The organism is Allobosea spartocytisi (assembly GCF_014764685.1).
Taxonomy (GTDB): domain Bacteria; phylum Pseudomonadota; class Alphaproteobacteria; order Rhizobiales; family Beijerinckiaceae; genus Allobosea; species Allobosea spartocytisi.
Window position 1 is genome coordinate 259,680 of the sequence record NZ_JACXWY010000001.1, and the last position, 24,284, is coordinate 283,963.

Below are 24,284 nucleotides of genomic sequence, written 5' to 3' on the forward strand. Positions count from 1 at the left end.
CGGCCGAGCCTCGTCACGCCGCTACGGCGGCCGGCTGATCGAAGATGGCGCGGCCAATGCGCCCGGCCTCATCGATGACATTGGAAGCATCGTCGGGAGCGTTCGGCAGCAGCAGCTCCGAACGGCGCACCGGCGCGCCGCAATAGCCGAAGATGCCGTGGTCGATCTGCGTTCTCATCGCGCCAAAATAGCCATGGCGGGCATAGGTCCGCAGGTCGGCGCCGCCAATGGCGACAAGATGGATCGACAGGTGGCCCAGCTTCTTCACCACGCGGCCACCGGGCACCTCCTCGTAAGCCCAGCCATTGCTGAAGACGCGGTCGATCCAGCCTTTCAGCAAGCCGGGAAAAGACCACCAATAGACGGGATACACCAGGACGAGCGCATCGGCCCGGTCCAGGCGCGCCTGCTCGGCCAGAACGGCGGCATCTGCAGGCGCCTGCCTGAGATGGGCTGTGATGTCGCTCTCTTTGAAGCGGGGGTCGAAACCCTCGGCCGAAAGATCGGCGATCTCGCTGGAATGGCCGGTCTCGCCAATCCCATCGGCAATCCGCCTGGCCACGGCCTGCGCCAGCGATTGGGGCAAGGGATGAGAGACAACGATGAGGCTGTGCATGACCGATCTCCGAAAGCGATTGCGCATCCGCCATCGCGCTTATATACTTTTAGTAAGTTACCAATGGTATATTAAATGTCAACCTCCCTCCCACCTGCCCGCTCCGATGCGGGCCCCACCGCGATGCGGCAGCGGCTGACGCGCGACGAGCGCTACCGCCAATTGATCGACGTCGCCTGGCGCCTCGTGCGCCGAGACGGGACCGACGCGTTGAGCCTGGGCCGTCTGAGCGAAGAGGCCGGCGTGACCAAGCCTGTCGTCTACGATCATTTCGGCACGCGGGCGGGCCTCTTGGCGGCGCTTTACCGCGAATACGATCAACGCCAGACGGCGCTGATGGACGAGGCGCTCGCAAATAGCCCTCAGCTGCTCGACGCGCGCGCCGGCGTGATCGCCGCGTGCTACGTCGATTGCGTCCTCACTCAAGGGCGGGAGATTCCCGGCGTCACGGCTGCGCTTGCCGGCTCGCCGGAGCTCGACCAGCTCAAGCGCGGCTATAGCGCGATCTTCATCGGAAAGTGCCGAGCGGCGCTCCAGCCCTTCGCCGACATTCCGATCCCGGCCGCTGCGTTTTGGGGGATGCTCGGAGCAGCCGAGGCACTCTCGGGCGCTGCCGCGGCCAACGAGATTTCGCGAGAGGAAGCGCAGGCGGAACTGCTCGACGTCATTCTGACGACCGTCAGACGACACCGGACAGCGGGGGCCATCGCCACACGAGGGTGACCGGCAAGGCAGCGAGCCCTGACGGTGCGCTTCCCCCCGCTTAACTCAGCCGGCGTCAGTCCTTGCGCGCCACCTGCGCCTGTTCGAAGGTCGCCATGCCCGAATGGATCGCGGCGGCGGCCTTGACGAGGCCCGCTGCCAGCGCGGCGCCCGAGCCCTCGCCGAGGCGCATGTCGAGCGCCAGCAGCGGCACCTTGCCGAGCCGGGCCAGCACCTCGGCATGGGCGCCCTCGGTCGAGAGATGCCCGGCCAGGCAATGGTCGATGGCCGAGGGCTCGATGGCGTGCAGGATCGCGGCGGCAGCGGTGACGACATAGCCGTCGAGGATCACCGGGATGCGCTGCGAGCGCGCGGCGATGATAGCGCCACAGATCGCCGCGATCTCGCGCCCGCCGAGGCGGCGCAGCACTTCGAGCGGGTCCTTGAGATGGGCGCGGTGCAGGGCCAGGCCCTTCTCCACCGCCGCAACCTTGCGCTTGAAACCCTCATCGTCGATGCCGGTGCCGCGCCCGCACCAGCGGGCCACGTCGCCACCATAGAGCGCGGCATAGATCGCCGCCGCCGAGGTGGTGTTGCCGATGCCCATCTCGCCGAGGCAGAGCAGATCGGCGCCACCGGCCAGCGCCTCCATGCCGAACGCCATGGTCGCGACGCAGGCGCGCTCGTCGAGCGCGTCTCCTTGCGTGAAATCGCCGGTCGGCAGGTCGAGCGCGAGGTCGAAGACCTTGAAGCCGAGATCATAGGCCGCGCAGATCTGGTTGATCGCCGCGCCGCCGGCGGCGAAATTCTCCAGCATCTGGCGCGTCACCGCCTGGGGATAGGCCGAGACGCCCTGCGCCACCACGCCATGGTTGCCGGCAAAGACGCAGACCAGTGGGCGCCGCACCTCGGGCGGGGCCTTGCCCTGCCAGGCGGCGAGCCATTCGGCGATCTCCTCCATGCGGCCGAGGCTGCCGGCCGGCTTGGTGAGGTTGGCGTCGCGGGCGCGCACCGCATTCGCCGCCGCCATGTCGGGGCCGGGCATCGCGGCGATGAGCTCGCGGATATCGTCGAAGGGCAAACCGGAAGCGGACATGAGATCAAATCCATCACGCGGGAGCCGCAGCAGCGCATCGGCATGGCGGCAAGGTTGACGCTGCTGCTATAGGCTCGGCAGGTGGAAGACAATCGACGGGAGCGCGAAGCCGGCATGGCGGAAGCGGAAACCAGCGCGGAACCGATGCAGGACACCCCGCCGATCTGGCCGGGCTGGCTTGTGGCGACCGCGATCTGCATCCGCTTCTATTCGCGCCTGCCCGTGCCCCGGCTGCCGGGCGAAGGCGATCTGCACGGCATTCCCGATTTCAGGCTGGTGCCACGCGCCCTGCCCTTCGCGGCGCTGGCGATCGCGCTGCCGGCGGCGCTCGTCACCCTGATCGGGGGGCTTGCGGGCCTCAGCGGGATGGTCGTCGCGGCGCTCGCCCTGACGGCGCTGGCGCTGAGCACCGGCGCCTTCCATGAGGACGGGCTTGCCGACAGCGCCGACGGGCTGTTCGGCGGGCGTGACCGCGAGCACCGGCTGGAGATCATGAAGGACAGCCGCATCGGCTCCTATGGCGCGATGGCGCTGGGGCTGTCGCTGCTGCTGCGCGCGAGCCTGATCGCGGGGATACTCGACCATGCCGGCGCCTGGGGCACTGCGGCGGCGGTGCTCGTCGCAGCGCCGTGGTCACGCGCGGAAGGCCTGCTCCTGCTTGCGACCCAGCCTCCGGCGCGCAGCGGCGGCGCCTCGGCGGCGGTCGGCCAGCCCAGCCTCGCCACGGCGCGGATCGCGCTGGGCTTGAGCCTTATCGGGGCGACCGGAATCGCGCTTGCCGCGCATCTCCCGCTGGCCGGATTGCTGGCCGGCTTCGCGCTGGCGCATGCGGCGGCAGCGGTGTTGGCCCGGCTAGCACGCCGACTGATCGGCGGGCAGACCGGCGATATCGTCGGCGCCGTCCAGCAGCTTGCCGAGATCGCGATCTATCTCGGGCTTGCGCTCGCGCTGGGGTGGGCGGGGCGATGACCGGCGCCTCGACGCCCTGCATCAAGGTTTGCGTCATCGACCCGGCGAGCGGGCTCTGCGAGGGCTGCGGACGCAGGCTCGACGAAATCGCGCAGTGGTCGAGCCTCAGCGAGGCCGAGCGACTGGCGATCATGGCGGAATTGCCGGAGCGGCTGCGGGAGCGGGAGCCGGCGATTGAAGCTGAACGGCCGCAGTTCGTCATTGCGAGCGCAGCGAAGCAATCCAGGAGGACCGGGTGAGACGTTCAGCCCAATCCTCCTGGATTGCTTCGTCGCTTCACTCCTCGCAATGACGGGTGCGGCGCCGGGGGGAGCTATTCTGGCCCTGCCGCCACCGCCGCCAGCGCATCGCCGGTGAGCCTGTAGAAAACCTTCTTCCGCTGCGCGACTGCGCCAAGGCTCTCGTAGAAGCGCAGCAGGGCCGGATCGTCGGCGTCGGCGGTCCAGTCGAGGCGCCTGTGGCCGCGCTCCAGCGCCAGCGCCGCGAGAGCCTGCATCAGTGCGCGGCCGAGCCCTTTGCCGCGGGCGGCATCGGCAACATAGATTTCCTTCAGGAAGAAGCCGGATTTCAGCCCCGGGCCCGGATAGAGGTTGCAGGCCGAGGCGAAGCCCAGGATGGCCTCCCCCTTCACCGCGACGAGGATGTCCACGCCGGCCGGGAGAGCGGCGAGGTCGGCGCGTATCTCCGCCACCGGCGGGCACGGCACCCGGTAGTGCCCCTGCATCTCGACCATCAGCGCAGCCAGTGCCGGATGGTCGGCGGGTTGCAGCAGGCGGATCACCGGCTCGCTCATCCCCTCGCCTCGCGCCGCTTCAGTGGAGCAGGGACCAGATGAAGCGCCCGGCGACGACGAGCAGGAAGAGGCCGAAGGCCACCTCCAGCCGCCGCTTCGAGAGCCGGTGCGCCAGCCGGGCCCCGATCGGCGCCGTCCAGATCGAGGTCGGAATGAACAGGATCATGCCGAGCAGCGAGACGTAGCCGAGAGAGAACGGCGGCAGGATGTCCATCTTCGGCCAGCCGGCATAGATGAAGCCGAGCGCGCCGGGGATCGAGATCAGCACGCCGAGCCCCGATGAGGTCGCCACCGCCTGGTGGATCGGGCGGCCGTAGAAGGTCATGAACAGGCTGGAAAGCTGGCCGCCGCCGATGCCCATCAGCGAGGAGAGCACGCCGATGACGCCGCCATAAGCGACCATCAGCGGCTTGCCCGGCATCTCCTCGCCGAATTTCCAGCGATCCGCCGCGAAGAGCAGGCGGATGGCGGAGATCGTCGCGACCACGACGAAGACGATCTTGAAGAGATCGGCCGGCGCGTAGCGCGCGATATAACTGCCGACGAGGACGCCGAGCACCACCGGCACGGCCCAGACCTTGAGGATCGAGAGATCGACCAGCCCCTTGGCGCGGTGAGCGTTGAAGGAGCGGATCGAGGTCGGGATGATGACGGCGAGCGATGTGCCGACGCTGAGCGGCATCCGGACCTCCTCCGGCACGCCGATGACGCGGAAGACCTCGTAGAGCACCGGCACGATGACCGCGCCGCCGCCGACGCCGAAGACACCGGCGAGCAACCCCGTCACGGCCCCCGCCAGCACGAGCGAGACGGCGAGGAAGACGAGATCGCCGATGGGAATGCCTGCGAGCATGGAGAGGGTTCCGGTGGGCCAGCCCTTCCCCTCTCCGCGATTTCGTCAGCCGGGGCAAGGGCTTCCGGACAGCCCCGTCATGTGCTGCCCGGTGTCCTGGCCCTGGCGGCGGAGCGCTGCGCCGGGCTCAGGCGTCCAGCAAGGTGGTGAAACCGCCATAGACCATGCGCTGGCCGTCGAACGGCATAGGCATGCCGTTCATCCGCGCATCCTGCCTGATCTTGCCCCAGGCCTCGTCACGGGCGGCCTTGGTCGGCCATTCGACCCAGCCGAACACGACGGCCTCGCCGTCCTTTGCCTTCACCGCTCCCTTGAAATCCGTGACCTTGCCATCCGGCACGTCATCACCCCAGGCATCGACGACGCGACGCGCGCCGTGATCCGTGAACAGCGCGGAGAGCCCTGCCGCATAATCACGGAAATCCGCCTTGCGTTCCTGCGGCACGGCGATCAGCACGCCATCGACATAACCCGCCGCGCCGCCTTCGCCGTCATCGACGAGCGCGTCGAAGCCGCCCATGATCATGCGCTTGCCGTCAAAAGGCATCGACTGCCCCATCGACGCCATGCGCGGATCGCTCATCATCTTCGCATTGGCCGCGTCGCGCGTCTTCCGGTCGGGATACTCGAACCAGGAGAAGACCACGACCTCGTCGGGCGTCGCCTTCACGGCGCCCTTGAAGTCGGTGACCTTGCCGTCCGGCACCTCATCGCCCCAGGCCTCGACCATGCGGGTGACGCCGAACTCCTTGAAGAGCGGCAGCGCCTCCTTCGCATGCTTGCGGTAGACATCCTTGTTGGCGGCGGGAACCGCGACCACGAAACCTTCGACATAAGCCATCTGTGCATTCTCCTCTTGAATGGCGCCGGCCCATCCGGTGCCATATAGGTTGATATCAACTCAACTTCAGTATCGGTGGCACATTTGCGCCCGCCTCAACCGGAGCGGGAACCGACCGCTCGAGACGGGCGCAGCGCGGCACGCGACGGCTCGCGCGATACGCTCCTGTGTTCCATCGTCTCCTCTCCTCCGCTGGCGCCGGTTCGGCATCGGCGGCGGCGCTCCTCGCTGGCGCCGGATACGGATGAGCGAGGCTCGCCTTGACCTCAGGCGAAGAAGGCCTCCAGCTTGACCATCGAGCCCGTCCAGCCATGAGTGTGGCCGCGAACGGAGGCACCGTCGAACAGCTTCTCGTGCAACAGTGTCAGGATCGTGCCGTCGCCATCCGGCTTCAACGTAACCGTCACGCGCGAGACTCGTTCCGGCGTCGTCACCCAGGACCAGCTGAAGACGAGGCGCTCGTTCTCGACCACCTCGAGATAGCGGCCGGAGACCTCATGGCGCGTGCCATTATCCTCGAGCATGACGACCCGGTAGGCGCCGTCGACATGGGGATCGATCTCGGCCTCTTGCGCCACCACGTTTTCCGGCCCGAACCAGCGGACCAGCAATTCGGGATCGGTCCAGGCCTGGTAGACCTCCGCCGGGCTCGCATTCAGCCGGCGTTTCATCGTGAGGCTCGGTGTCACCGGCTGATGCATGCCTTCTCCCAGCCTCTCGTCAATCTCGCCCCTGGCGCCGCGCATCCAGCAGCGCGGCCAGAGCATCGAGCCGTTCGGTCCAGAACCTCTGATAGCGGGCGAGCCAGCTCATCGCTTCCTCCATCGGCCCGGCATTGAGATGGCAGGACACGGTGCGCCCCGCCTTGGTCCGCGTCAGCAACCCGGCGTCGGACAGGACGTCGAGATGCTTCATCACCGCCGGCAGCGAGACCGGAAAGGGCTTCGCCAGCTCACTGACCGACAGCCCATCCTCCTGCTCCAGCCGCGCCAGCAAGGCCCGGCGCGTCGGATCCGCCAGGGCAGAGAAGGTGCGGTCGAGCTGCGCATCCTGAAACTTAACCATTGAGTTAAGTGTAAGTCCATGACGAGGCCGCCGTCAAGATCCAGGCCGTTCGCATACGGCGCAGTGTGTGGGGAAAAGTGAAGTTTGCCGCAGTTTACGAAAGCGACCGCAATCTCACTGGTCACTGGTACGCACCCGGGATTTGTTCAACATAAAACTCCAGCGGGCCGACGAATGATCCGGAATGAGGCCGGCGGCTTATCTCAGGCGCAGAAAGTTTGGCACCTTGAAGCGCCAATGCGGCACCTAGAAGCAGATAGAATGGCACTGGGTCGCGAATGATCCGGTGCTTAATCGACCAGAATGGCCAGCGGATTCCTGCCGGCCGTTCTGATTCTGCACATCGAGATGAAGCGTCTGGGTCGTTCTGAACGCGACCTCATATCGCCCCCCCAACGTGGCAGGTTGAGTCTCGGCATGTCGGCGGATCGTTACGAGTACACGCCTGCGATTGGCCCCTTCCCGACCTTCGGAAGGTCTGCTTCCGAGCGATCCAATTCAAACATCGAACTTCGGCGTCTGCTGCCTACAGCGACATCGTCCAAATGCCATATGCCAACATCTCCTGACACTGAGCTTTGCCAGTCGGCCTGGCGGTATGTGAGCCGGGTTGGCCGGGGGCAGGCGCGACGGCGAAGGACAGAAGGCTAATCCGCCCGCCTCGCTGCTGCCCGGCTTGCCTGACGCCCCTGGCACCGCGGCGGCATCGTTCGACCGCGGGGGTAGCCGGCCGATGAATGTCGCCGGCGAAACCGCGACACCGAAGTCAGGGAGTTCGGCAGGGAACTCGGAAGGGCCAAATTCCAAGTGGAGATCGGAGATCACAAGGAGACGCATACAGCCCTTTCGTTATCGATCTGGCCGGTCGATAGGCCAACGACAATGTCGTCTCGCTCAATCTATCCCGAGAGCTTATTTTGTCGGACCGGCCATGGCTGAACTCAACGCGAAGCTTTTCAAAACTATGATCGGGCTTGGCGCTTCCGACTCTGTCGGTTCCGAACGGCTTCGGCGAGCCCCCCGCGTCGGTCGGGAGGAATTGGTTATGTCCTCGAGAACGCAGCGAACACTTGTGCAGCAAAGCGCGTCCTGTTAAACGTTTTTCTGTAAAACGTTTAACAGGACGCTATGGACGATCGACGGATCACGATCAGGGATGTCGCGGCACGCGCTGGTGTCTCGATTGCAACGGTCTCGAATGTGTTCAGCGGCAACAAGCCGGTGAACGCCGATCTGCGCGAGCGCGTGCTCAAGGCCGCGGACGAACTTGCCTATCAGGTCGATCGTGCCGCCTCGCAGCTCCGCTCCGGCCAGGCCAAGGTCGTCGGCGTGCTCGTGCCCGATCTCGACGACGTCTTCTTCACCTCGCTGGTGTCGCAGATCGAGGTGATGGCGCAGGCGGATGGCTACGACATCCTCGTCGCCAGTTCGCGCGATGATACCGGTCTTGAACAATCGCGCCTGCGCACCTTGCTGGCATGGCGCCCCTCCGGCCTGATCGTGGTGCCCTGCTCGGATGCGATGCCGCGTGGCCTCGCGGGAGAGATCGGGCGGCTTCCGATGGCCTTCGCCGACCGTGTTCCGCCCGAGGGCTCGGCCGTCGACACAGTGGCGATCGACAACCGCGAAGCCGGCGAGATTGCCGCCCGTCATCTGCTCGGCCTCGGCCACCGCGACATCGTCATTGCGGCCTCAAGCCTTGCCATCTCCCCGATCCGCGAGCGCGTTCGCGGGGCTTGCGAGCTGATCCGCAGGGCGGCGGGCGTCGAGGCGACGGTGGTCGAGCTTGGCTCTGTCGCCGAGCGGGGGGCGGAGCTGTTCCGGCACTGGCTGGAGCGGCACGCGCGGCCGAGCGCCGTCATCGCACTGACCAATGTCACGACGCTGAGCGCCCTGTCGGCGCTCGCGCGGCTCAGGATCGACGTTCCCGACCCCGTCTCGGTGATCGGCTTCGACGACTACCCCTGGATGAGCGCCCGCAAGACTGGGCTGACCGCGATCCGCCAGCCGGTCGCGGAGATCGCTGCAGCAGCCTGGCAGCGCCTGCGTGCGCGCATGGCGGGCGATGAGGCGCTGCCGCAGACCATCGTGCTGCAGACCAGCCTGCAAGTCCGCGATTCCGTGCGCGACCTGTCGCCCGGCGCCGCCGGCGAAAGGGACGCTCTCGACGCCGCGCCACGAACGGAGGAAGCGGCCGCAGCGCCCAAAGCCATTCACTGACGGACGCATAGCGTCCGCAATCACCGGGCCGACAGAGCCCGGAACGAAAGAAGTCCGGAGGAACGCGTGCAATTGCAAAGAACGGCACGGATACTGCCGCTGCTGGCGCCGGTGCATCTGCTCATCCTGAGCGTGATCGTGCTGCCGTCGCTCTATGTCGTATGGCTGAGCCTCAACACGTCGAGCTTCGGCCAGGCGCCGAGCTTCGTCGGCCTGCAGAATTACTGGCGCGTCCTGACCGATCCCGCCTTCCTCAGCGCGCTCTGGAACACCGTCGTCCTCGTCGTCGTAGCCGTGCATCTGGAGCTGGCGGTCGGCCTCGGCATGGCCCTGCTCTTCGCCAGCGGCCTGCCCTTCCGGCGCTTCCTGCTTGTCGCGGTGCTCGCGCCCTATGCGGTCAGCGAGGTCACAGCCGTCGTGATGTGGCGCTTCCTGTTCGATCCCGATGCCGGGCCGATCACGCTCGCCCTGCACGCGCTTGGCCTGCCCTCGCTCGACTGGTCGTTCGAGCCCTCGCACGCGATGATCCTGATCGGCCTTCTGACGATCTGGCTGCACCTGCCCTTCACCTTCGTCATCGTCTATGCGGCGCGGCTCGCCATCCCGGCCGAGCTCTACGAAGCCGCCCGGATCGACGGCGCGACGCGCTGGCAGGCCTTCCGCCGCGTGACTCTGCCCCTGCTCGGCCCGGCCATGCTGATCGCGCTGCTCTTCCGCTACATCTTCGCCTTCCGCCTGTTCTCGGAGGCGTGGTTGCTGACCAAGGGCGGGCCGGCCCGCTCGACCGAGGTCGTGGCGATCTACCTCTATCAGGAGGCCTTCAGCTTCAACGCGTTCGGCCCGGCCGCAGCAACCGCCTGGATTATGGTGCTGGCCTCGCTGCTGCTCGCCGGCGCCTATGTCTTCCTGCTCAGGCGCGGAGGTGTCGCCCATGCGCACTGAGCGGCTCCTGATTGGGCTGGGCAAGGCGCTCGCGGTCGTCGCGATCCTGTTCTGGTCGCTCTTCCCGATCCTGTTCATCGCCTTGTCGTCACTGAAGCCGGGGCAGGACATCTTCGCCGTGCCACCGAAATGGCTGTTCACCCCAACCTTCAAGCACTATGTCGAGCTCTGGCGCTCTTGGGGCGTGTTCTTCGAGGGGCTGCTCAACAGCCTGCTGATCACGGTCGGCGCGACGCTGCTCGCCATCATCGCCAGCGCCTGCGCCGGCTATGTCTATTCGCGCAATTCCGGCCGCTGGCTCGGCGCGAGCCTGCTCGGGCTCATCATCGTACGCCTGATCCCGCCGATCGTGGTGACGTTGCCGCTCTTCCCGATCGTGAACTGGCTGGGGCTCAGCGACACCCATCTCGTCCTGATCCTGCTCTACGCCACCTTCTTCGTCTCGCTGGGAACGGTGCTGATGCGCACCTTCATGGACCAGATCCCGCGCGAGCTGGACGAGGCGGCGTCGATAGACGGCGCCAGCCGCATGACCATTCTGCGCAAGGTCATTGCGCCGCTGGCGATGCCCGGCGTGCTCGCCGTCGCGGTCTTCGTGATCGTCTTCTCGTGGAACGAGTTCCTCTTCGCCTTCATCTTCACGGCGACGAAGGCGAAGACGGCCCCACTCGTGATCTCCGAGATGATCGGCTCCATCGACGGGGTCGACTGGGGGATTCTCTTCGCCGCCGCGACGGTGCAGCTCGTGCCCGTCCTCGTCTTCGTCGTCTTCATGAACCGCTACCTCGTGGCCGGCCTCACCGCCGGTTCGACGAAGGGATAGCCAACCAAAAAGAGGGAGGAAGAACATGTCGAACAAGCCTGAAACCAAGCTCACCCGCCGCGCCTTTGTTGCCGGCTCGGCCGGCGTCGCCGCCACGCTCGCAGTCGCTCCCGCGTTCGCCGCGGGCAAGACGCTGAACGTCCTCAGCCACAAGGTCCACCAGACTGTGCTCGGCAGCGGCGATGGCGACCTGATGGCCGGCTGGCGCAAGGCCAACGATGCCGAGATCGCCTTCACCACCTTCGACTCGAACCCGCTGCAGGACCGGCTCTTCCGCGAGGCCAGCCTGAAGGAGACCGAGTATGGCGTCGGCTATCTCATCGACAACCGGCCGACATCGCAGATCGCCGCCCTGTTCGAACCGCTCGGCCCCTATCAGGACAAGGACGCGATCGAGGATTTCGGCGATATCGCGTCCGGCCTCGTGCAGGGCATGACGGTCGACGGCAAGCTGATCGGCATCCCGGTCCGCCATGCGACGCAAGGCCTGTTCTACAACGAGGCGCTGCTGGAGGAGGCCGGCATCTCCGCCCCGCCGACGACTCTGGAAGAGCTGATCGAGCAGGCGAAGAAGACGACTTTCACTTCCAAGGCCGGCACGCCGGTGACCGGGATGGTGCTGGCGAGCGATCTCGCCGTCTTTCCCGTGATGTTCGCCCGCGCCTATGGCGGCGATTTCATTGGCCCCGATCTCAAGCTGGTGCCGAACCGCGAAGCGCTGGAGCAGGGGCTAGGCGCTCTGCGCGGCATGTTCGAAAGCGGCAGCCTGCCGCGCAGCTACGCCACGACCAAGAACGACGACCAGGTCACCTGGCTGCAGCAGGGCCGCGCCGCCTTCACCGTGCTGCCCTTCGCGCGGGGCGCGCAGCTCAACAATGCCGAGCAGAGCAAATTCCCGGGCAAGATCAAGGCGGTCCCCTTCCCCGGCTCAAAGGCGATCCAGGGCAAGATGCCGATGGCCTCGGTCGTCGAGGCCTGGGCGATGTCGATCCCGAAGAACGCGAAGGACAAGGCGCTGGCCTGGAGCTTCATCAAAGAGGTCTCCAGCAAGCGCGTGACGCTCGGCATGGCGTTGAACGGCAACGGCCCGGTGCGGGTCTCGACCTATGCCGACGAGAAGCTGAAGGCCGGCAATGCGCTCGCCGCCGTGGAAGCCAAGGTGCTGGCGACGGCGCGCGGCGCCTTCCCGCCTTTCCCGGAGGCTGCCCGCGCCCAGGCGACTTTCCTCGAGGAGGTTCAGCTCGCCGTCCTCGGCCGCAAACCGGTCAAGGACGCCGTCTCCGCCATCATCGAACGCGTCAAGCCGATGATGCCGGCCTGATCACTCTTCGACCTGCGGGGCGCACTGTTCCGCAGGCTTTCGCACACTTCGTGACACCTTGAAGGAAACTCGCCATGTCGACCGCCGCGACCCGCTTCATCGAGGAGCCGGCCCGCTCCATCCCCGTCTCCGCCGAATATGACGTCCTCGTCGTCGGCGGCGGCCCATCAGGCCTCACCGCCGCACTCGCTGCCGCCGAGGACGGCCTGCGGGTCGGGCTGATCGAGAGCCGCAGCTTCGTCGGCGGGAACATGACAATCGGCCTGCCGGTGCTCGGTTTCCTCGGCCAGAAGGGCAACCAGATCATCGACGGCCTGCCGCAGAAATTTATCGAGCGCCTGCGCCGGGAACGCCAGGGCGCGAGCGAGCATCGCCCCTGCCCGCTCCACATGGGCATCACGCTGGTCGAGCCCGAGGCGGTGAAAACGGTGGCGCTGGAGATGCTGACGGAAGCCGGCGTCGACGTGCTGTTCTACACCTTCTTCGCCGGAGCGCTGGTCGAGAACGACACGATCCGCGGCGTCATCACCGAGAGCAAGAGCGGTCGCACCGCCATTCTGGCGAAGGTCGTGATCGATTGCAGCGGCGATGCCGACGTCGCCTATAGCGCCGGCGTGCCGACCGAGAAGGGCAATGCCGAGGGCGGCATGCAGCCGCCGACATTGATGTTCTGCCTCGCCGGGGTCGATACCGATGCCTTGAGACTTTCCATCGCCAATGCCCCGCCGGCCGCGCGAACCTATCTCACCGATTTCATCCCGGCCGAGTATTTCGGCCAGAACCACCAGTTCATCGTCGTCGGCATGCGCGAGCTCATGGCCAAGGCCAAGGCCGAGCGCGGCCTCCAGATCCCGAACGAGCGCACGATCATCATCACCGGCCTGAAGAAGGGCGAGGTCTGGATCAACATGACCCGCGTCAAGGGCACGGACGGCACCGATGCCCGCAGCCTGACCAAGGGCGAGATCGAGGGCCGCGCCCAGATCGACGACATCGTCACCTATCTCGTCAATTACGTGCCGGGCTTCGAGAACGCCTATTTCACCAAGACGGCGCCCTTCCTCGGCATCCGCGAGACGCGCCGTATCCGCGGCCAATACGTAATGACGCAAGAGGACGTGCTGGCCTGCACCCATTTCGACGATGCGATCGCGGTCGCGAGCTATCCGATCGATATTCACCGCCCGTCAGACGATGGCTGCACGCTGATCTGGTGCGGCGACTGCTATGACATCCCGTATCGCTCGCTGGTGCCGCAGAAGATCGGCAACCTGCTCGTCGCCGGGCGCAGCATCTCCGCGACGCATGAGGCAATGGGCGCGATCCGCGTCATGGCGACCTGCATGGCGATGGGGGAGGCTGCCGGCCGCGCCGCCAAGATTTCCGTGCGCGGCAACCGGCCGCCGGCCGATATCGATGTCGGAGAACTGCGCCGCCAACAGCTTGAGCGTGGCGTCTATCTGCGCAACCCCGACGGCACGCGCGCCGGGCCGCCGAACCGCGCTGCGGCCTGACATGGCCGGGCATTTCATCGGCATCGATGTCGGCACCGGCAGCGTCCGGGCCGGCATCTTCGCTCCGAGTGGGCGCATGCTCGCGACCGCCAGGCGCGACATCGCGCTTTATCGCGACGGCCCCGACATCGCCGAGCAGTCGAGCGCGGATATCTGGCAGGCCGTCTGCGCCAGCGTGCGCGAGGCGTTGGCCGAGGCCAAGCTCGAGCCCGATGCCATCGCCGGTATCGGCTTCGATGCGACCTGCTCGCTGGTCGTGCTCGGGCCGGGCGGAAAACCGCTGCCGGTCGGCGCCCATGGCGATGCCGGCCGCGACATCATCGTCTGGATGGACCATCGCGCCATCGAGCAGGCCGAACGCATCAACGCGACGCGCCATCCGGTCCTCGCCTATGTCGGCGGCACGATCTCGCCGGAGATGGAAACGCCGAAACTGCTTTGGCTCAAGGAGAACCTGCCTGAGACCTATGATGCCGCCTGGCAGTTCTTCGACCTGCCGGATTTCCTGACCTGGCGCGCAACCGGCTCGCTCGCGCGCTCGACCTGCACGGTCACCTGCAAATGGACCTATCTCGCACATGAGGGGCGCTGGGACCCGAGCTATTTCCGCGGGGTCGGGCTCGACGACCTCGCCGATGACGGCTTCGCCCGGATCGGCATCGAAATCGTTCCGGGCGGCACGGCACTCGGCACCGGGCTCACCGAACAGGCCGCTGCCGAGCTCGGTCTGAAGCCCGGCACCGCCGTCGCCGCCGGACTGATCGATGCCCATGCCGGCGGTGTCGGCTCGGTCGGCGTACGCTCGCCGCACGGTTCGGCGCTGACCCGCATGGCCTATGTCTTCGGCACCTCGGCCTGCACCATGGCGAGCAGTGCCGAGCCGGTCTTTATCCCCGGCATCTGGGGCCCGTATTTCTCGGCGATGGCGCCAAGGCTCTGGCTCAGCGAGGGCGGGCAGTCGGGAGCCGGCGCGGCCATCGAGCAGCTCATCGGCTTCCACCCGGCAACGCCCGAGGCGCAACGTCTCGCCGAAGGCGAAGGGCTCTCCCTGCCCGACTGGCTCGCCGCTCAGGCGGTCCGGCATGCGGCCACGCCATCGAAAGCAGCCCTTCTCGCCGGCGAGATCATCGTCGTGCCCGACTTTCTCGGCAACCGTTCCCCCCATGCCGACCCGCAGGCGCGCGCCGTGATCGCCGGGCTCGGCATGGAACGCGACCTCGACGACCTCGTCGCGCTCTATGTCGCCGGCCTGACAGGGATCGGCTACGGCCTGCGCCAGATCATCGAAGCGAGCCGGGTCAAGGGCGCCACGATCGAGGCGATCGTGCTAAGCGGCGGCGCGGGACGCCATCCCCTGATCCGGCAATTGCTGGCCGATTGTTCCAAGTTACCACTGCTGGCGCCTGACGATGTCGACCCGGTCCTGCTCGGCTCCGCCATGCTCGCGGCCACAGCGGCGAAGACCTTCCCCAACCTTGGCGAGGCCATGACCCGGATGGCGCCGGGCGCCGCCGTCTTCACACCGGCTGGTGGCGAAATCGCTGATCTGCACGCTCGTCGCCTCGCCGCCTTCGAAACGCTGCAGGCGGCCGCCCGCACAGCCCGCGAGCTCATGCGGCCCGTGCGCCATCAAGCTCTGGAGACCTCGTCGTGACCCAAAACCTGACCGGAAAGACCGCCGCGATCACCGGCGCAGCCTCTGGGATCGGCCTCGCCTGCGCGAAAAGGCTTCTCGCGGCCGGCGCGCGCGTCGTGCTCGTCGATCGCGACGGCGAAGCCCTCGCACGGGCCTGCGCCTCGCTCGGGCCCGACGCGATCCCGCTGGTCGTCGACCTGACCGCCCCCGCCTCCGTTGCCGGCATGCTGCCGGCGATCCTCGACAAGGCCGGCCCGCTCGACATCTTCCATGCCAATGCCGGTTCCTATGTCGGCGGCCCGGTGAGCGAGGGCGATCCCGATGCCTGGGACCGGATGCTCAATCTCAACGTCAACGCGGTCTTTCGCAGCATCCATGCCGTGCTGCCGCATATGATCGAGCGCAAGACCGGAGACATTCTCGTCACCAGTTCGGTGGCCGGCGTCGTTCCGGTGATATGGGAGCCGGTCTACACCGCCTCGAAACATGCGGTTCAGGCCTTCGTCCACACGCTTCGCCGCCAGGTCATCCCGCACGGCCTGCGGGTCGGCGCCGTGTTGCCCGGGCCTGTCGTAACGGCGCTGATCGCGGACTGGCCGCAGGAGAAACTCGACGCCGAGCGCGCCCGTGGCGGCCTGATCGAGGCCGAAGAGGTGGCGGAAGCCGTGCATTTCATGCTGACCCGGCCCCGCAATGTCACGATCCGCGACCTCGTGATCCTGCCGCAAAGCACCGATCTCTAGCCGGAAACGGTCTTCGGTCGCAGCAGGCGAACAAGCACTTAAAATACAATTGTGTCATCAAACATTCATTTGTATTGTTCAAGGCAAAGCCGCTGCCCGGCGCTCGCGCCGGGATGAGACGGTCGCCCGATGAAGTGGCGAATTCCGGAGGGGACATGCAGCGTATCGTGCAGATTTCCGACACGCATCTGAGCCCGACCAAGCGGCATTTTGCCGATAATTGGGCTCCGCTGACCGAGTGGCTCGCCGCACAGGCGCCCGACCTCGTCATCCATACCGGCGACGTCACGGTCGATGGTGCGGATATCGACGAGGACATGCGCCATTGCCGCGCCCTGCTCGATACGCTGAGCGTGCCCGTGTTGAGCATCCCCGGCAATCACGATGTCGGCGAGGCCTATCACCCGCATCAGCCGGTGAACGAGGCCCGCCTCGCGCGCTGGCGCCAGCATCTCGGCGACGATTTCTGGGTCCATGACCTCAAAAATTGGCGATTGATCGGCCTCAATTCGATGCTGTTCGGCAGCGACGAGGCCGAGGAACGGCGCCAGCTCGACTGGCTCGACCGTCAGATCGCAGAGGCGCGGGGCCGCCGGCTCGGCTGGTTCCTGCACCGCCCGCTCTTTATCGAGACGCCCGATGAGGGCGACATGGGTTACTGGAGCGTGCCGCCGCGGCCGCGCGCGCATCTGCTCAACCTCATCAGCCGTCACGAGGTCGCCTTCGTCGCCAGCGGCCACCTGCACCGCGCGCATGACTTCACGATCGCCGGCACGCGCTACATCTGGGGGCCCTCATCCGGCTTCGTCGTCGGCCCCGAATTGCAGCCGGGCATGGCCGGTACGACGACGCTCGGTGCCGTCTCCTATGCGTTCGACGGACGGGATTTCTCCGCCGAGATCCACGAAATATCCGCGCTGAAGACGCTCTGGATCGACGACGTGATCCACGAGGTCTACCCGCCGCACGCCGCCTGAAACGCCTCCCCGGTCGCCAGCGGGCGCCGGGCCGAAACACGCCCAACGAAGAGCCCGCAGGGCCGCAGAAAGGCGAAGCCATGGCCAAGGTTACACTCTCCTCGATCGCCAAATCCTTTGGATCGACGAAGGTGCTGGGCGGCGTCGATCTCGATATCGCCGATGGCGAGTTCCTGACGCTGGTCGGCCCGTCCGGCTGCGGAAAGTCGACCCTGATCCGGATCATCGCCGGCCTCGAGCACCAGGATGGCGGCAGCGTCGCGATCGGTGGCAGCGGCGTCGATCATCTGCGCCCGCATGAGCGGCGCGTCGCCATGGTCTTCCAGTCCTATGCGCTCTACCCGCATATGAGCGTCGGCGCGAACATCGCCCTGCCCCTGACGATGTCGCGGCTCAAGCTCTGGCAGCGCCTGCCGCTACTGCGGCAGATCTCAGCCCAGCGCAGGACCGTGATGCGCGGCATCGAGGCCGATGTCGCGGCAGTGGCGACACAGCTCCAGCTTGACCATCTGCTCGCCCGCAAACCGGCCCAGCTTTCCGGCGGGCAGCGCCAGCGCGTCGCGCTCGGTCGCGCGATGGTGCGCAACCCCGACGTCTTCCTGATGGACGAGCCGCTCTCGAATCTCGACGCCAAGCTCCGCGTCCATATGCGGACGGAGCTGGCCGAGCTGCACAAGCGTCTCGGCGCGACCTTCATCTACGTCACGCACGATCAGGTCGAGGCGATGACGATGTCCGACCGCGTCGCCATGATGGATTCAGGCTCCGTGCTGCAACTCGGCACGCCCTCCCAGCTCTACGAGAAACCGGCCTCTCTGAAAGTCGCGCAATTCATCGGCAGCCCGGCGATCAACCTGCTGCCGGCGGCAGTCGCACAAGGCGGGCGCCTCGAACTCTTCGGCCGGCCCCTGGCGCTCGCCGTTCCACTCGCATCGGGGCAGACGGTGACGCTCGGCATCCGCTCCGAGGCGCTCTCGCTCGTCCAGGGCGAACCCGTTGGCAATGGCCGCGCCTGGTTCTCGGCCCGCCTGCGGCGCAAGGAGAATCTCGGCTCCGAATACATCCTGCATTTCGATCTCGCCGGGCGCGACGCCGCCGGCGTGACGATGCGCGCGACGCCGGCCGCAGCCGCCGGCGTGAACGAGGCCGCCGAGGTCACGCTCGGCTTCGACGAGGCTGCCGCCCATGTCTTCGCCGCCGATGGCGAGCGCATCGAGCCGCGCGGACAAGGCGCCGCAAGCGGCTCCGTCGTGCCGCTGAGGGCCTGAGCATGACGCTCGCCCTCCCCTCGACCGCCGGCTTCGCTCCCGCCACCCGCCGCAGGCTCTGGATCGAGCGTGTCACCGGGCTCGGCTTCGCCCTGCCAGCCTTCGTCCTGCTCCTGCTGACGATCCTGCTGCCGCTCGCCGTCCTGCTCTGGCTCAGCCTCACGAATTACGAGTTCGGCGGCGTCGACATGGACTGGGTCGGCCTCGCCAATTTCCAGAAAGCGCTGGCCGATCCGATCATCCGGCGCTCGCTCGTCAACACGCTGCTCTATGTCGCCATCGTCGTGCCCGGCGGCGTGTTCGGCGCCTTGCTGATCGCCGTGCTCGTGCACCGGCGCAAGCGCACGCGCTCCTTCTACGAGGTGGTCTATTTCCTGCCGGTGACCTCGACCCTGATCGCCATGGCGACGGTCTGGCAGTTCCTGCTCCATCCCTCGCTGGGGCCGGTCAACGGCCTGCTGAAATGGCTGGGTATCGGCCCGATCGCCTTCCTCAGCGAGCCCTCGACCGCGCTGGCGACGCTTGCCGTGATCGGCATCTGGCAGCTCATCGGCTTCAACATGATCCTGTTCCTGGCCGGGCTGACCGCGATCCCGCGCGATCTCTACGAGGCAGCCGATATCGATGGCTGCTCCAGCGGGATCGACCGCTTCCTGACCATCACCTGGCCGCTGCTCGGACCGACGACGATGTTCGTCCTGGTCACCACCATGATCACCGCCTTCAAGATCTTCGACACGGTGGCGGTGATGACGCGCGGCGGCCCGGTCGGGTCGACCGAGGTGCTGCTCTACAACATCTATCTCGAGGGCTTTCAGTATTTCCACACCGGCTATGCCGCGGCGCTGACCTTCATCTTCCTTGCCTTCATCCTCGTCTTCTCGGCCGTGCAGACCTTCGCCCTCGACAAGAAGGTGCACTATTGATGACCGATCTCGCGCTCCCCGACGCCCCGGTCACGCCCGCCCATTCGGTGCTGCGCCGTTTTCTCTCGCTTGTGCTGGTCCATGGCGTGCTGATCGCCGGCGCCATCTTCATGCTGGCGCCCTTCATCTGGATGCTGGTGACCTCGATCAAGCCGCCGGCCGAGATCTTCAACGCCGAGATCTCGCTCTGGCCGAAGCGGTTCTACGGCCTCGAGAATTACGGCTTCGCCATGGAGAAGGCGCCCCTGCTGCGCTTCGCGCTGAACGGCGTCATCCTCTGCGGCGGCATCCTGATCGTCCAGCTCCTCGTCGCGATACCCTGTGCCTATGCGCTGGCGAAGCTCGATTTTCCCGGCCGCAATGCGCTCTTCGTGCTGGTCCTGCTCGGCCTGTGCATCCCCGTGCAGGTGCCGGCCATGCCGCTCTATATCGCGCTCGCCCAGCTTGGGCTGCTCAACACCTATTTCTCGATGATGGTGCCGTTCTTCCTATCGGTCTTCGCCATCTTCCTGTTCCGCCAGTTCTTCCGCAGCTTTCCCGACGACATCATCAACGCCGCCCGGCTCGACGGGATGAGCGAATTCGAGATCGTCTGGCGCATCGTCACGCCGAGCGCCTGGCCGGCCATCGCCGCCTTCTCGGTGTTCTCCGCCGTAGCGCATTGGAACGACCTCTACTGGCCATTGATCGTCATCTCCGACGCCAAGCTCGCGCCACCGCCGCTCGGGATGATGTTCTTCGCCGATGCCGAGACCGGATCGAATTACGGCGCACTGACGGCCGCCGCGACGATCCTGACCGCGCCGCTCGTCATCGCCTTCCTCGTCGCGAGGCGCCGGTTCATCGACGGCATCACCATGACCGGGGTGAAGTAGCCGGCCGCACGGCCGCGCCCCCCAAAGTTCAGGCCTGAAGCAACTGCAACCCGACAGCCCCGCTGTCCATGCCAAGGAGATCACGCATGAAACCTCTCGGCAAAGCCCTTGCCGCGGCGGCTCTGGCCCTCGTCGCCTCGACGGCCGCGAAGGCAGAGCCAGTCACGCTCGACGTGCTCTACGCCTTCCCGGCTTTCGCCAAGTTCCACGAGCCGATCGCCGCGGAATTCATGAAGAAGCACCCGGACATCAAGATCAATTTCCGGGCGCCGGCTGCGAGCTATGACGAGGGCCATCAGGCGATGCTGCGGTCTTCGGTGACCAACCAGCTGCCGGATGTCTATTATTCCGGCTTCCACCTGCTCACCGAACTCGTCGAGACCCTCGACAAGCGCAAGCAGGTCGTCGATCTCGGTCCGCTGCTGAAGGCCGAGCCGGAAGCCTGGCGCAAGGCCAATTATTCCGAAGCGCTGCTCTCGCTCGGCCAGGTCAACGGCAAGCAGGTCGGCCTCGCCTTCAACGCCTCGACGCCGCTGATGTATTTCAACGCCGATCTGGTGAAGAAGGCCGGCGGCGATCCCGACAAGATGCCCGACAACTGGGCCGACACCGTCGCGCTCGCCAGGAAGATCCGCAGCGGCGACACCGCCGGCATGGCCTACAACATCCACGACTGGCCGGATGACTGGCTCTGGCGCGGCGTGATCCTGCAGGCCGGCCATTCGATGCTCTCGGCCGATGGCAAGAAGGTCGCTTTCGGCGGCGAGACCGGCGAGAAGACGCTGTCGCTGCTGCGCAGCTTCGTCACCGAAGGCGGCATGCCGCTGATCGACTGGGACCAGTCGCGCCAGCAGTTCATCGCCGGCAAGATCGGCATCTTCTTCGACACGCCGGCTCGCCTGCGCCAGGTCACCGACCTGATCGGAGACCGCTTCACGCTGAAGACCGCGCTCTTCCCGGTCGACGACAAGGCCAACGGCAAGCTGCCGACCGGCGGCAATGCCGCGCTGATCACTGCCAAGGACCCGGCCAAGCAGAAGGCAGCCTGGGAGTTCATCAAGTTCGTCACCGGACCGGAAGCCCAGAAGATCGTCGTTGAGACCGCCGGCTACATGCCAACCAATCTACGCGCCGGCGAAGATGCCTTCCTCGGCCCGTTCTACAAGGAGAACGCCAATTTCCGCACGATCAACGGCCAGGTCTCCCGCGCCGCGCCGTGGGAAGGCTATCCGGGTGGCAACTCGGTGCGCATCTGGCGCCAGCAGCGCGAGGTCGTCGCCGGCGTGATGCGTGGCGAGATCCAGCCCAAGGCCGGCATCGAGCGCATCGTCTCCGAGACCGAAGCCCTGATGAAGTGAGCGGCCGCGCTTCGGCGCCTGCCCATCGCCGCCCGGTCTTCACTCGACCGGGCGGTTCCCCTTTTCCAGACCGCCGGACGTCTCCCCGATGATCATCGCCCAGCTCAGCGACTTCCATGCCCGCCCGCACGGCAACCCCGCCTACGGCATCGTCGAGACCAATCCGGCGATCGAGCGGGCGGTCGACGAGATTCTGAAGCTGGAGCCGCGGCCCGATTGCGTGCTGGTCACCGGAGACCTCTCCGATTGCGGCCTGCCGGAGGAATACGGCATCGTCCGCGCGGCGCTGCGGCGCCTGCCGATGCCGATCTATGTCATCCCAGGCAACCATGACCGCCGCGACACCTTCGCCGCGGAATTGCGTCCCGATCACCCCTACCTGCCGCAGGCGGGCTTCCTGCATTATGTCATCGACGATTTTCCCGTCCGGCTGATCGGTCTCGACACCGTCGTCGCTGGCGAGGATGGCGGCGAGATCTGCGCCGTGCGCGAGGCCTGGCTCGCCGAGCAACTGGCGCAGGGACAGGGCAAGCCGACGGTGATCTTCATGCACCATCCGCCCTTCCCCGTCGGCGTCGACGGCATGGACATCATGCCCTGCAAGGTCTCGTCGGGCTTCGCCGAATTGATCGCTCGCCATCCCGAGATCGAACGCGTGCTCTGCGGCCATTATCACCGGCCGATCCAGCTGCGCTTCGCCGGCACCATCGGCTATGTCGTGCCCGGCACCGCCCATCAGGTCGCGCTCGACCTGAGACCGGGCACGGAGAACAGGTTTGTGATGGAGCCGCCTGCACTCGCCCTCCATGTCTGGAAGCCCGGCCTCGGGATGGTCAGCCATCTCCAGCCGATCGGCGACTATGGACCGCGCCGGGATTTCGTGCTCGATCCCGCCTATCCCGGAAAGCCGCAAACGGTGCCTGCCCAATGACCGAACCTCGCCTTCTCGCCCTGCTCGACCAGGCCGACGCCCTCGCCCGCCGGGCCGGCGAGGTTCTCGTGCAGATGCAGGGCGCCGAGCTCGGCGTCACCCGCAAGGAGCTGAACGACGTGGTCACGGCGGCCGATCTGGCCTCCGAACGCCTGGTCATCGACGGCCTGCGCGCCCTGACGCCCGAAGCGGCGATCCTCTCGGAAGAGGCCGGCTTCAGCGGCTCGGAAGCAGCGCCGCGCTGGATCATCGACCCGCTCGACGGCACGGTGAACTACGCCTCCGGCCTGCCCTGGTTCTCCGTCACCCTGGCCTATCAAGAGCAGGGCCGCACCGTGCTCGGCCTCACCCATGCCCCGCTCGTCGGGCTTTCCGCTCGCTTCGCCGAAGGCGGCATCGCGACCGTCGATGGCCGACCGGCGCGCGTCTCGGCCACGACACGCCTCAGCGACGCCGTCGTCTCGATCTGCCTGACCTCGCATTACAGCACCGAGGACGCGAACCGGACGAGCGATGTCATCCGGCGTCTCGCCGGCCTGTGCCGCGGCGTGCGTGTCATCGTCTCCGGCGGACTGGAGATGTCGCTGGTCGCGGCCGGGTGGCTCGATGCCTTCATCGGGCTCAAGGCCGATATCGTCTCGCATGCTGCAGCGATGCCATTGGTGCGGGCGGCCGGAGGGAAGGTGACGACCGTCGACGGCGTAGACTCGCTTGACGAGGACCTGGAGAAGGTCGTCACCAATGGACTGATCCACGAGGAACTGCTGCAGGCGATCCGCAGCCCCTGAGGCGTGGCCGTCAGGCCGGCGCCGCGCTCTGCAACACGGCGGCGGCCGCCTCCTCGTCCGTGATCAGCACCGAGGCCAGCTTCCCGCGCAGCGTGGCGGCGATGACCTCAGCCTTGTTGACCCCGCCAGAGGCGAGGATCACGGTCGGTATCCGGCGCAGGGCGTCGAGCGGGAGCGCGATGGCGCGGCGATTGATCGGATGCGCAATGTCCTGCCCGCTGCGATCGATGAACTGACCGAGCATGTCACCGACCGCGCCCGCTTCCGCGAGTTCCGCAACGCGGACATCGCCCGGCAGCCCGTAGCGCACCAACAGCGAGCGCTCGCTCAGATCGCCCGCGCTGAGGATCGCGACATCGGTCGCCCTGATCCGGGCGAAGGCCGCCTCGAACACGTCCTGCGCCAGGATGGTGTCGCGCGATTGCGGGGCGCCGGCATAGATCGGCGCCGCCAGATAATGGCATTCGGCCTGCCAGAGCCGGGCGAAACGGCTGGCGATCTCGAAGGTGTTGATCTCGATCCCGTAGGTCAGCCCGCCCATCATCGAGGTCACCGCGAGTTCGCGATACTGCCCGGCGCGGATATGGCGGATGATCTCCCTCAGCGTGCCGCCCCAGCCGACGCCGACAATACCGCTCGGCTTCTCCTCGACGATTCGCGAAACGAACTCGCCGGCGGCCTTCCCGATCTGCGCTGCGATCTGATCGGGATCGGCGGGGCTCGGCACCACGATCGCGTCCTTCAGGCCGAATTCCGCTATCAGCGCGCGCTCCAGCCGGACGCAGCTCTCCAGCCGGGAATTGATGGTAATGCTGACCAGCCCGTTGCTACGCGCCTCGACCAGGAGCCGATTGACGCGCAGGCGGGTCATCTTCAGCCGATCCGCGATCTCCGCCTGGGTCAGTCCTTCCATGTAATAGAGCCAGGCGGCTCGAACTTGCGTCTGCGGTTCCTCCGGCATGGCGGTATCCTGATGCATTGCGAGCTGCCTGCGGCATGCGCGGCGGCGGTCGGCAGAGTCTTCCAG

25 protein-coding genes are annotated in these 24,284 nt (G+C 66.7%); 17 read left to right on the top strand and 8 right to left on the bottom strand.

Annotated features, from left to right (window positions below; genetic code table 11):
* Positions 1-13: 13 nt before the first annotated feature.
* Positions 14-616, bottom strand: coding sequence for an NAD(P)H-dependent oxidoreductase (locus tag IED13_RS01355; RefSeq protein ID WP_191123121.1), 603 nt, complete (start codon positions 614-616; stop codon positions 14-16).
* 75 nt (positions 617-691) lie between these two features.
* On the opposite strand from IED13_RS01355, the gene IED13_RS01360 reads away from it, so the two are divergent.
* Positions 692-1,339: a TetR/AcrR family transcriptional regulator gene (locus tag IED13_RS01360; RefSeq protein WP_191123122.1), complete on the top strand. Its 648-nt coding sequence runs from the start codon at positions 692-694 to the stop codon at positions 1,337-1,339.
* A 55-nt stretch (positions 1,340-1,394) separates the two neighbouring features.
* Here the strand turns inward: IED13_RS01360 and cobT are convergent, their stop codons facing one another.
* Positions 1,395-2,414: a nicotinate-nucleotide--dimethylbenzimidazole phosphoribosyltransferase gene (gene cobT, locus IED13_RS01365; RefSeq protein ID WP_112765130.1), complete on the bottom strand. Its 1,020-nt coding sequence runs from the start codon at positions 2,412-2,414 to the stop codon at positions 1,395-1,397.
* Positions 2,415-2,528: 114 nt separating this feature from the next.
* Between cobT and IED13_RS01370 the strand changes: the two genes are divergently transcribed.
* Both IED13_RS01370 and IED13_RS01375 read left to right on the top strand, forming a co-directional pair.
* On the top strand, positions 2,529-3,383 hold the full coding sequence (locus tag IED13_RS01370) for an adenosylcobinamide-GDP ribazoletransferase (RefSeq protein ID WP_248312402.1): 855 nt from the start codon (positions 2,529-2,531) through the stop codon (positions 3,381-3,383).
* Positions 3,380-3,622 carry a DUF1289 domain-containing protein gene (locus IED13_RS01375; RefSeq protein WP_191123123.1) on the top strand — a complete coding sequence of 81 codons (243 nt, stop codon included), beginning with the start codon at positions 3,380-3,382 and terminating at the stop codon, positions 3,620-3,622. Before IED13_RS01370 ends, IED13_RS01375 begins: the two co-directional genes overlap by 4 nt.
* Before the next feature lie 74 nt (positions 3,623-3,696).
* Here IED13_RS01375 and IED13_RS01380 read toward each other — a convergent pair whose 3' ends face one another.
* The 5 genes from IED13_RS01380 to IED13_RS01400 form a co-directional block, all read right to left on the bottom strand.
* Positions 3,697-4,176 (bottom strand): GNAT family N-acetyltransferase, encoded by a 480-nt coding sequence (locus IED13_RS01380; RefSeq protein WP_191123124.1) that lies wholly within the window; start codon positions 4,174-4,176, stop codon positions 3,697-3,699.
* Positions 4,177-4,195: 19 nt separating this feature from the next.
* Entirely contained in the window at positions 4,196-5,029 is an 834-nt protein-coding gene (locus tag IED13_RS01385) for a sulfite exporter TauE/SafE family protein (protein ID WP_113253186.1), read from the bottom strand.
* Positions 5,030-5,156: 127 nt separating this feature from the next.
* The gene (locus IED13_RS01390; RefSeq protein ID WP_142020384.1) at positions 5,157-5,870 is read right to left on the bottom strand and encodes a DUF1428 domain-containing protein; all 714 of its coding nucleotides are present in this window, start codon (positions 5,868-5,870) and stop codon (positions 5,157-5,159) included.
* A gap of 266 nt (positions 5,871-6,136) precedes the next feature.
* Positions 6,137-6,541, bottom strand: coding sequence for an SRPBCC family protein (locus IED13_RS01395; RefSeq protein ID WP_248312403.1), 405 nt, complete (start codon positions 6,539-6,541; stop codon positions 6,137-6,139).
* 49 nt (positions 6,542-6,590) lie between these two features.
* A complete protein-coding gene (locus tag IED13_RS01400; protein WP_112765132.1) occupies positions 6,591-6,935 on the bottom strand; it encodes an ArsR/SmtB family transcription factor in 345 nt (114 codons plus the stop codon).
* A 1,128-nt stretch (positions 6,936-8,063) separates the two neighbouring features.
* Between IED13_RS01400 and IED13_RS01405 the strand changes: the two genes are divergently transcribed.
* The 14 genes from IED13_RS01405 (at position 8,064) to IED13_RS01470 (ending at position 23,257) form a co-directional block, all read left to right on the top strand.
* Positions 8,064-9,155 carry a LacI family DNA-binding transcriptional regulator gene (locus tag IED13_RS01405; RefSeq protein WP_191123126.1) on the top strand — a complete coding sequence of 364 codons (1,092 nt, stop codon included), beginning with the start codon at positions 8,064-8,066 and terminating at the stop codon, positions 9,153-9,155.
* Positions 9,156-9,221: 66 nt separating this feature from the next.
* On the top strand, positions 9,222-10,097 hold the full coding sequence (locus tag IED13_RS01410; protein ID WP_191123127.1) for a carbohydrate ABC transporter permease: 876 nt from the start codon (positions 9,222-9,224) through the stop codon (positions 10,095-10,097).
* Positions 10,087-10,920, top strand: coding sequence for a carbohydrate ABC transporter permease (locus IED13_RS01415; RefSeq protein ID WP_142020380.1), 834 nt, complete (start codon positions 10,087-10,089; stop codon positions 10,918-10,920). Before IED13_RS01410 ends, IED13_RS01415 begins: the two co-directional genes overlap by 11 nt.
* Positions 10,921-10,945: 25 nt before the next feature.
* Complete coding sequence (locus tag IED13_RS01420; protein ID WP_191123128.1) at positions 10,946-12,241, top strand: ABC transporter substrate-binding protein; 1,296 nt, start codon at positions 10,946-10,948, stop codon at positions 12,239-12,241.
* Positions 12,242-12,315: 74 nt separating this feature from the next.
* Positions 12,316-13,755 carry an FAD-dependent oxidoreductase gene (locus IED13_RS01425; protein WP_191123129.1) on the top strand — a complete coding sequence of 480 codons (1,440 nt, stop codon included), beginning with the start codon at positions 12,316-12,318 and terminating at the stop codon, positions 13,753-13,755.
* A gap of 1 nt (position 13,756) precedes the next feature.
* Positions 13,757-15,409 carry an FGGY-family carbohydrate kinase gene (locus IED13_RS01430; RefSeq protein ID WP_191123130.1) on the top strand — a complete coding sequence of 551 codons (1,653 nt, stop codon included), beginning with the start codon at positions 13,757-13,759 and terminating at the stop codon, positions 15,407-15,409.
* Entirely contained in the window at positions 15,406-16,134 is a 729-nt protein-coding gene (locus tag IED13_RS01435) for an SDR family oxidoreductase (RefSeq protein ID WP_142020376.1), read from the top strand. Before IED13_RS01430 ends, IED13_RS01435 begins: the two co-directional genes overlap by 4 nt.
* A 155-nt stretch (positions 16,135-16,289) precedes the next feature.
* On the top strand, positions 16,290-17,111 hold the full coding sequence (locus IED13_RS01440; protein ID WP_191123131.1) for a metallophosphoesterase family protein: 822 nt from the start codon (positions 16,290-16,292) through the stop codon (positions 17,109-17,111).
* An 80-nt stretch (positions 17,112-17,191) separates the two neighbouring features.
* Entirely contained in the window at positions 17,192-18,379 is a 1,188-nt protein-coding gene (locus IED13_RS01445; RefSeq protein WP_142020374.1) for an ABC transporter ATP-binding protein, read from the top strand.
* Between the two features lie 2 nt (positions 18,380-18,381).
* Entirely contained in the window at positions 18,382-19,305 is a 924-nt protein-coding gene (locus tag IED13_RS01450; RefSeq protein WP_191123132.1) for a carbohydrate ABC transporter permease, read from the top strand.
* Between the two features lie 110 nt (positions 19,306-19,415).
* Positions 19,416-20,180, top strand: coding sequence for a carbohydrate ABC transporter permease (locus IED13_RS01455; RefSeq protein ID WP_377848896.1), 765 nt, complete (start codon positions 19,416-19,418; stop codon positions 20,178-20,180).
* Positions 20,181-20,266: 86 nt separating this feature from the next.
* Complete coding sequence (locus tag IED13_RS01460) at positions 20,267-21,538, top strand: ABC transporter substrate-binding protein (protein ID WP_191123134.1); 1,272 nt, start codon at positions 20,267-20,269, stop codon at positions 21,536-21,538.
* Between the two features lie 88 nt (positions 21,539-21,626).
* Entirely contained in the window at positions 21,627-22,469 is an 843-nt protein-coding gene (locus IED13_RS01465; protein WP_191123135.1) for a phosphodiesterase, read from the top strand.
* Positions 22,466-23,257, top strand: coding sequence for an inositol monophosphatase family protein (locus tag IED13_RS01470; protein ID WP_191123136.1), 792 nt, complete (start codon positions 22,466-22,468; stop codon positions 23,255-23,257). The genes IED13_RS01465 and IED13_RS01470 overlap by 4 nt, the downstream gene beginning before the upstream one ends.
* A 10-nt stretch (positions 23,258-23,267) precedes the next feature.
* On the opposite strand, the gene IED13_RS01475 is transcribed toward IED13_RS01470, so the two are convergent.
* Positions 23,268-24,218 (bottom strand): sugar-binding transcriptional regulator, encoded by a 951-nt coding sequence (locus tag IED13_RS01475; protein ID WP_191123137.1) that lies wholly within the window; start codon positions 24,216-24,218, stop codon positions 23,268-23,270.
* Positions 24,219-24,284 lie beyond the last annotated feature (66 nt).

Bases quoted from the DNA above. Each gene is read 5' to 3' on its own strand.
- IED13_RS01395 (WP_248312403.1), bottom strand. From the start codon at position 6,541: ATGAAACGCCGGCTGAATGCGAGCCCGGCGGAGGTCTACCAGGCCTGG.
- IED13_RS01375 (WP_191123123.1), top strand. From the start codon at position 3,380: ATGACCGGCGCCTCGACGCCCTGCATCAAGGTTTGCGTCATCGACCCG.
- IED13_RS01425 (WP_191123129.1), top strand. From the start codon at position 12,316: ATGTCGACCGCCGCGACCCGCTTCATCGAGGAGCCGGCCCGCTCCATC.
- cobT (WP_112765130.1), bottom strand. From the start codon at position 2,414: ATGTCCGCTTCCGGTTTGCCCTTCGACGATATCCGCGAGCTCATCGCC.
- IED13_RS01450 (WP_191123132.1), top strand. From the start codon at position 18,382: ATGACGCTCGCCCTCCCCTCGACCGCCGGCTTCGCTCCCGCCACCCGC.
- IED13_RS01370 (WP_248312402.1), top strand. From the start codon at position 2,529: ATGGCGGAAGCGGAAACCAGCGCGGAACCGATGCAGGACACCCCGCCG.
- IED13_RS01390 (WP_142020384.1), bottom strand. From the start codon at position 5,870: ATGGCTTATGTCGAAGGTTTCGTGGTCGCGGTTCCCGCCGCCAACAAG.
- IED13_RS01380 (WP_191123124.1), bottom strand. From the start codon at position 4,176: ATGAGCGAGCCGGTGATCCGCCTGCTGCAACCCGCCGACCATCCGGCA.
- IED13_RS01415 (WP_142020380.1), top strand. From the start codon at position 10,087: ATGCGCACTGAGCGGCTCCTGATTGGGCTGGGCAAGGCGCTCGCGGTC.
- IED13_RS01470 (WP_191123136.1), top strand. From the start codon at position 22,466: ATGACCGAACCTCGCCTTCTCGCCCTGCTCGACCAGGCCGACGCCCTC.
- IED13_RS01455 (WP_377848896.1), top strand. From the start codon at position 19,416: ATGCTGGCGCCCTTCATCTGGATGCTGGTGACCTCGATCAAGCCGCCG.
- IED13_RS01400 (WP_112765132.1), bottom strand. From the start codon at position 6,935: ATGGTTAAGTTTCAGGATGCGCAGCTCGACCGCACCTTCTCTGCCCTG.
- IED13_RS01440 (WP_191123131.1), top strand. From the start codon at position 16,290: ATGCAGCGTATCGTGCAGATTTCCGACACGCATCTGAGCCCGACCAAG.
- IED13_RS01460 (WP_191123134.1), top strand. From the start codon at position 20,267: ATGAAACCTCTCGGCAAAGCCCTTGCCGCGGCGGCTCTGGCCCTCGTC.
- IED13_RS01360 (WP_191123122.1), top strand. From the start codon at position 692: ATGTCAACCTCCCTCCCACCTGCCCGCTCCGATGCGGGCCCCACCGCG.
- IED13_RS01475 (WP_191123137.1), bottom strand. From the start codon at position 24,218: ATGCCGGAGGAACCGCAGACGCAAGTTCGAGCCGCCTGGCTCTATTAC.
- IED13_RS01430 (WP_191123130.1), top strand. From the start codon at position 13,757: ATGGCCGGGCATTTCATCGGCATCGATGTCGGCACCGGCAGCGTCCGG.
- IED13_RS01465 (WP_191123135.1), top strand. From the start codon at position 21,627: ATGATCATCGCCCAGCTCAGCGACTTCCATGCCCGCCCGCACGGCAAC.
- IED13_RS01420 (WP_191123128.1), top strand. From the start codon at position 10,946: ATGTCGAACAAGCCTGAAACCAAGCTCACCCGCCGCGCCTTTGTTGCC.
- IED13_RS01445 (WP_142020374.1), top strand. From the start codon at position 17,192: ATGGCCAAGGTTACACTCTCCTCGATCGCCAAATCCTTTGGATCGACG.
- IED13_RS01405 (WP_191123126.1), top strand. From the start codon at position 8,064: ATGGACGATCGACGGATCACGATCAGGGATGTCGCGGCACGCGCTGGT.
- IED13_RS01355 (WP_191123121.1), bottom strand. From the start codon at position 616: ATGCACAGCCTCATCGTTGTCTCTCATCCCTTGCCCCAATCGCTGGCG.
- IED13_RS01385 (WP_113253186.1), bottom strand. From the start codon at position 5,029: ATGCTCGCAGGCATTCCCATCGGCGATCTCGTCTTCCTCGCCGTCTCG.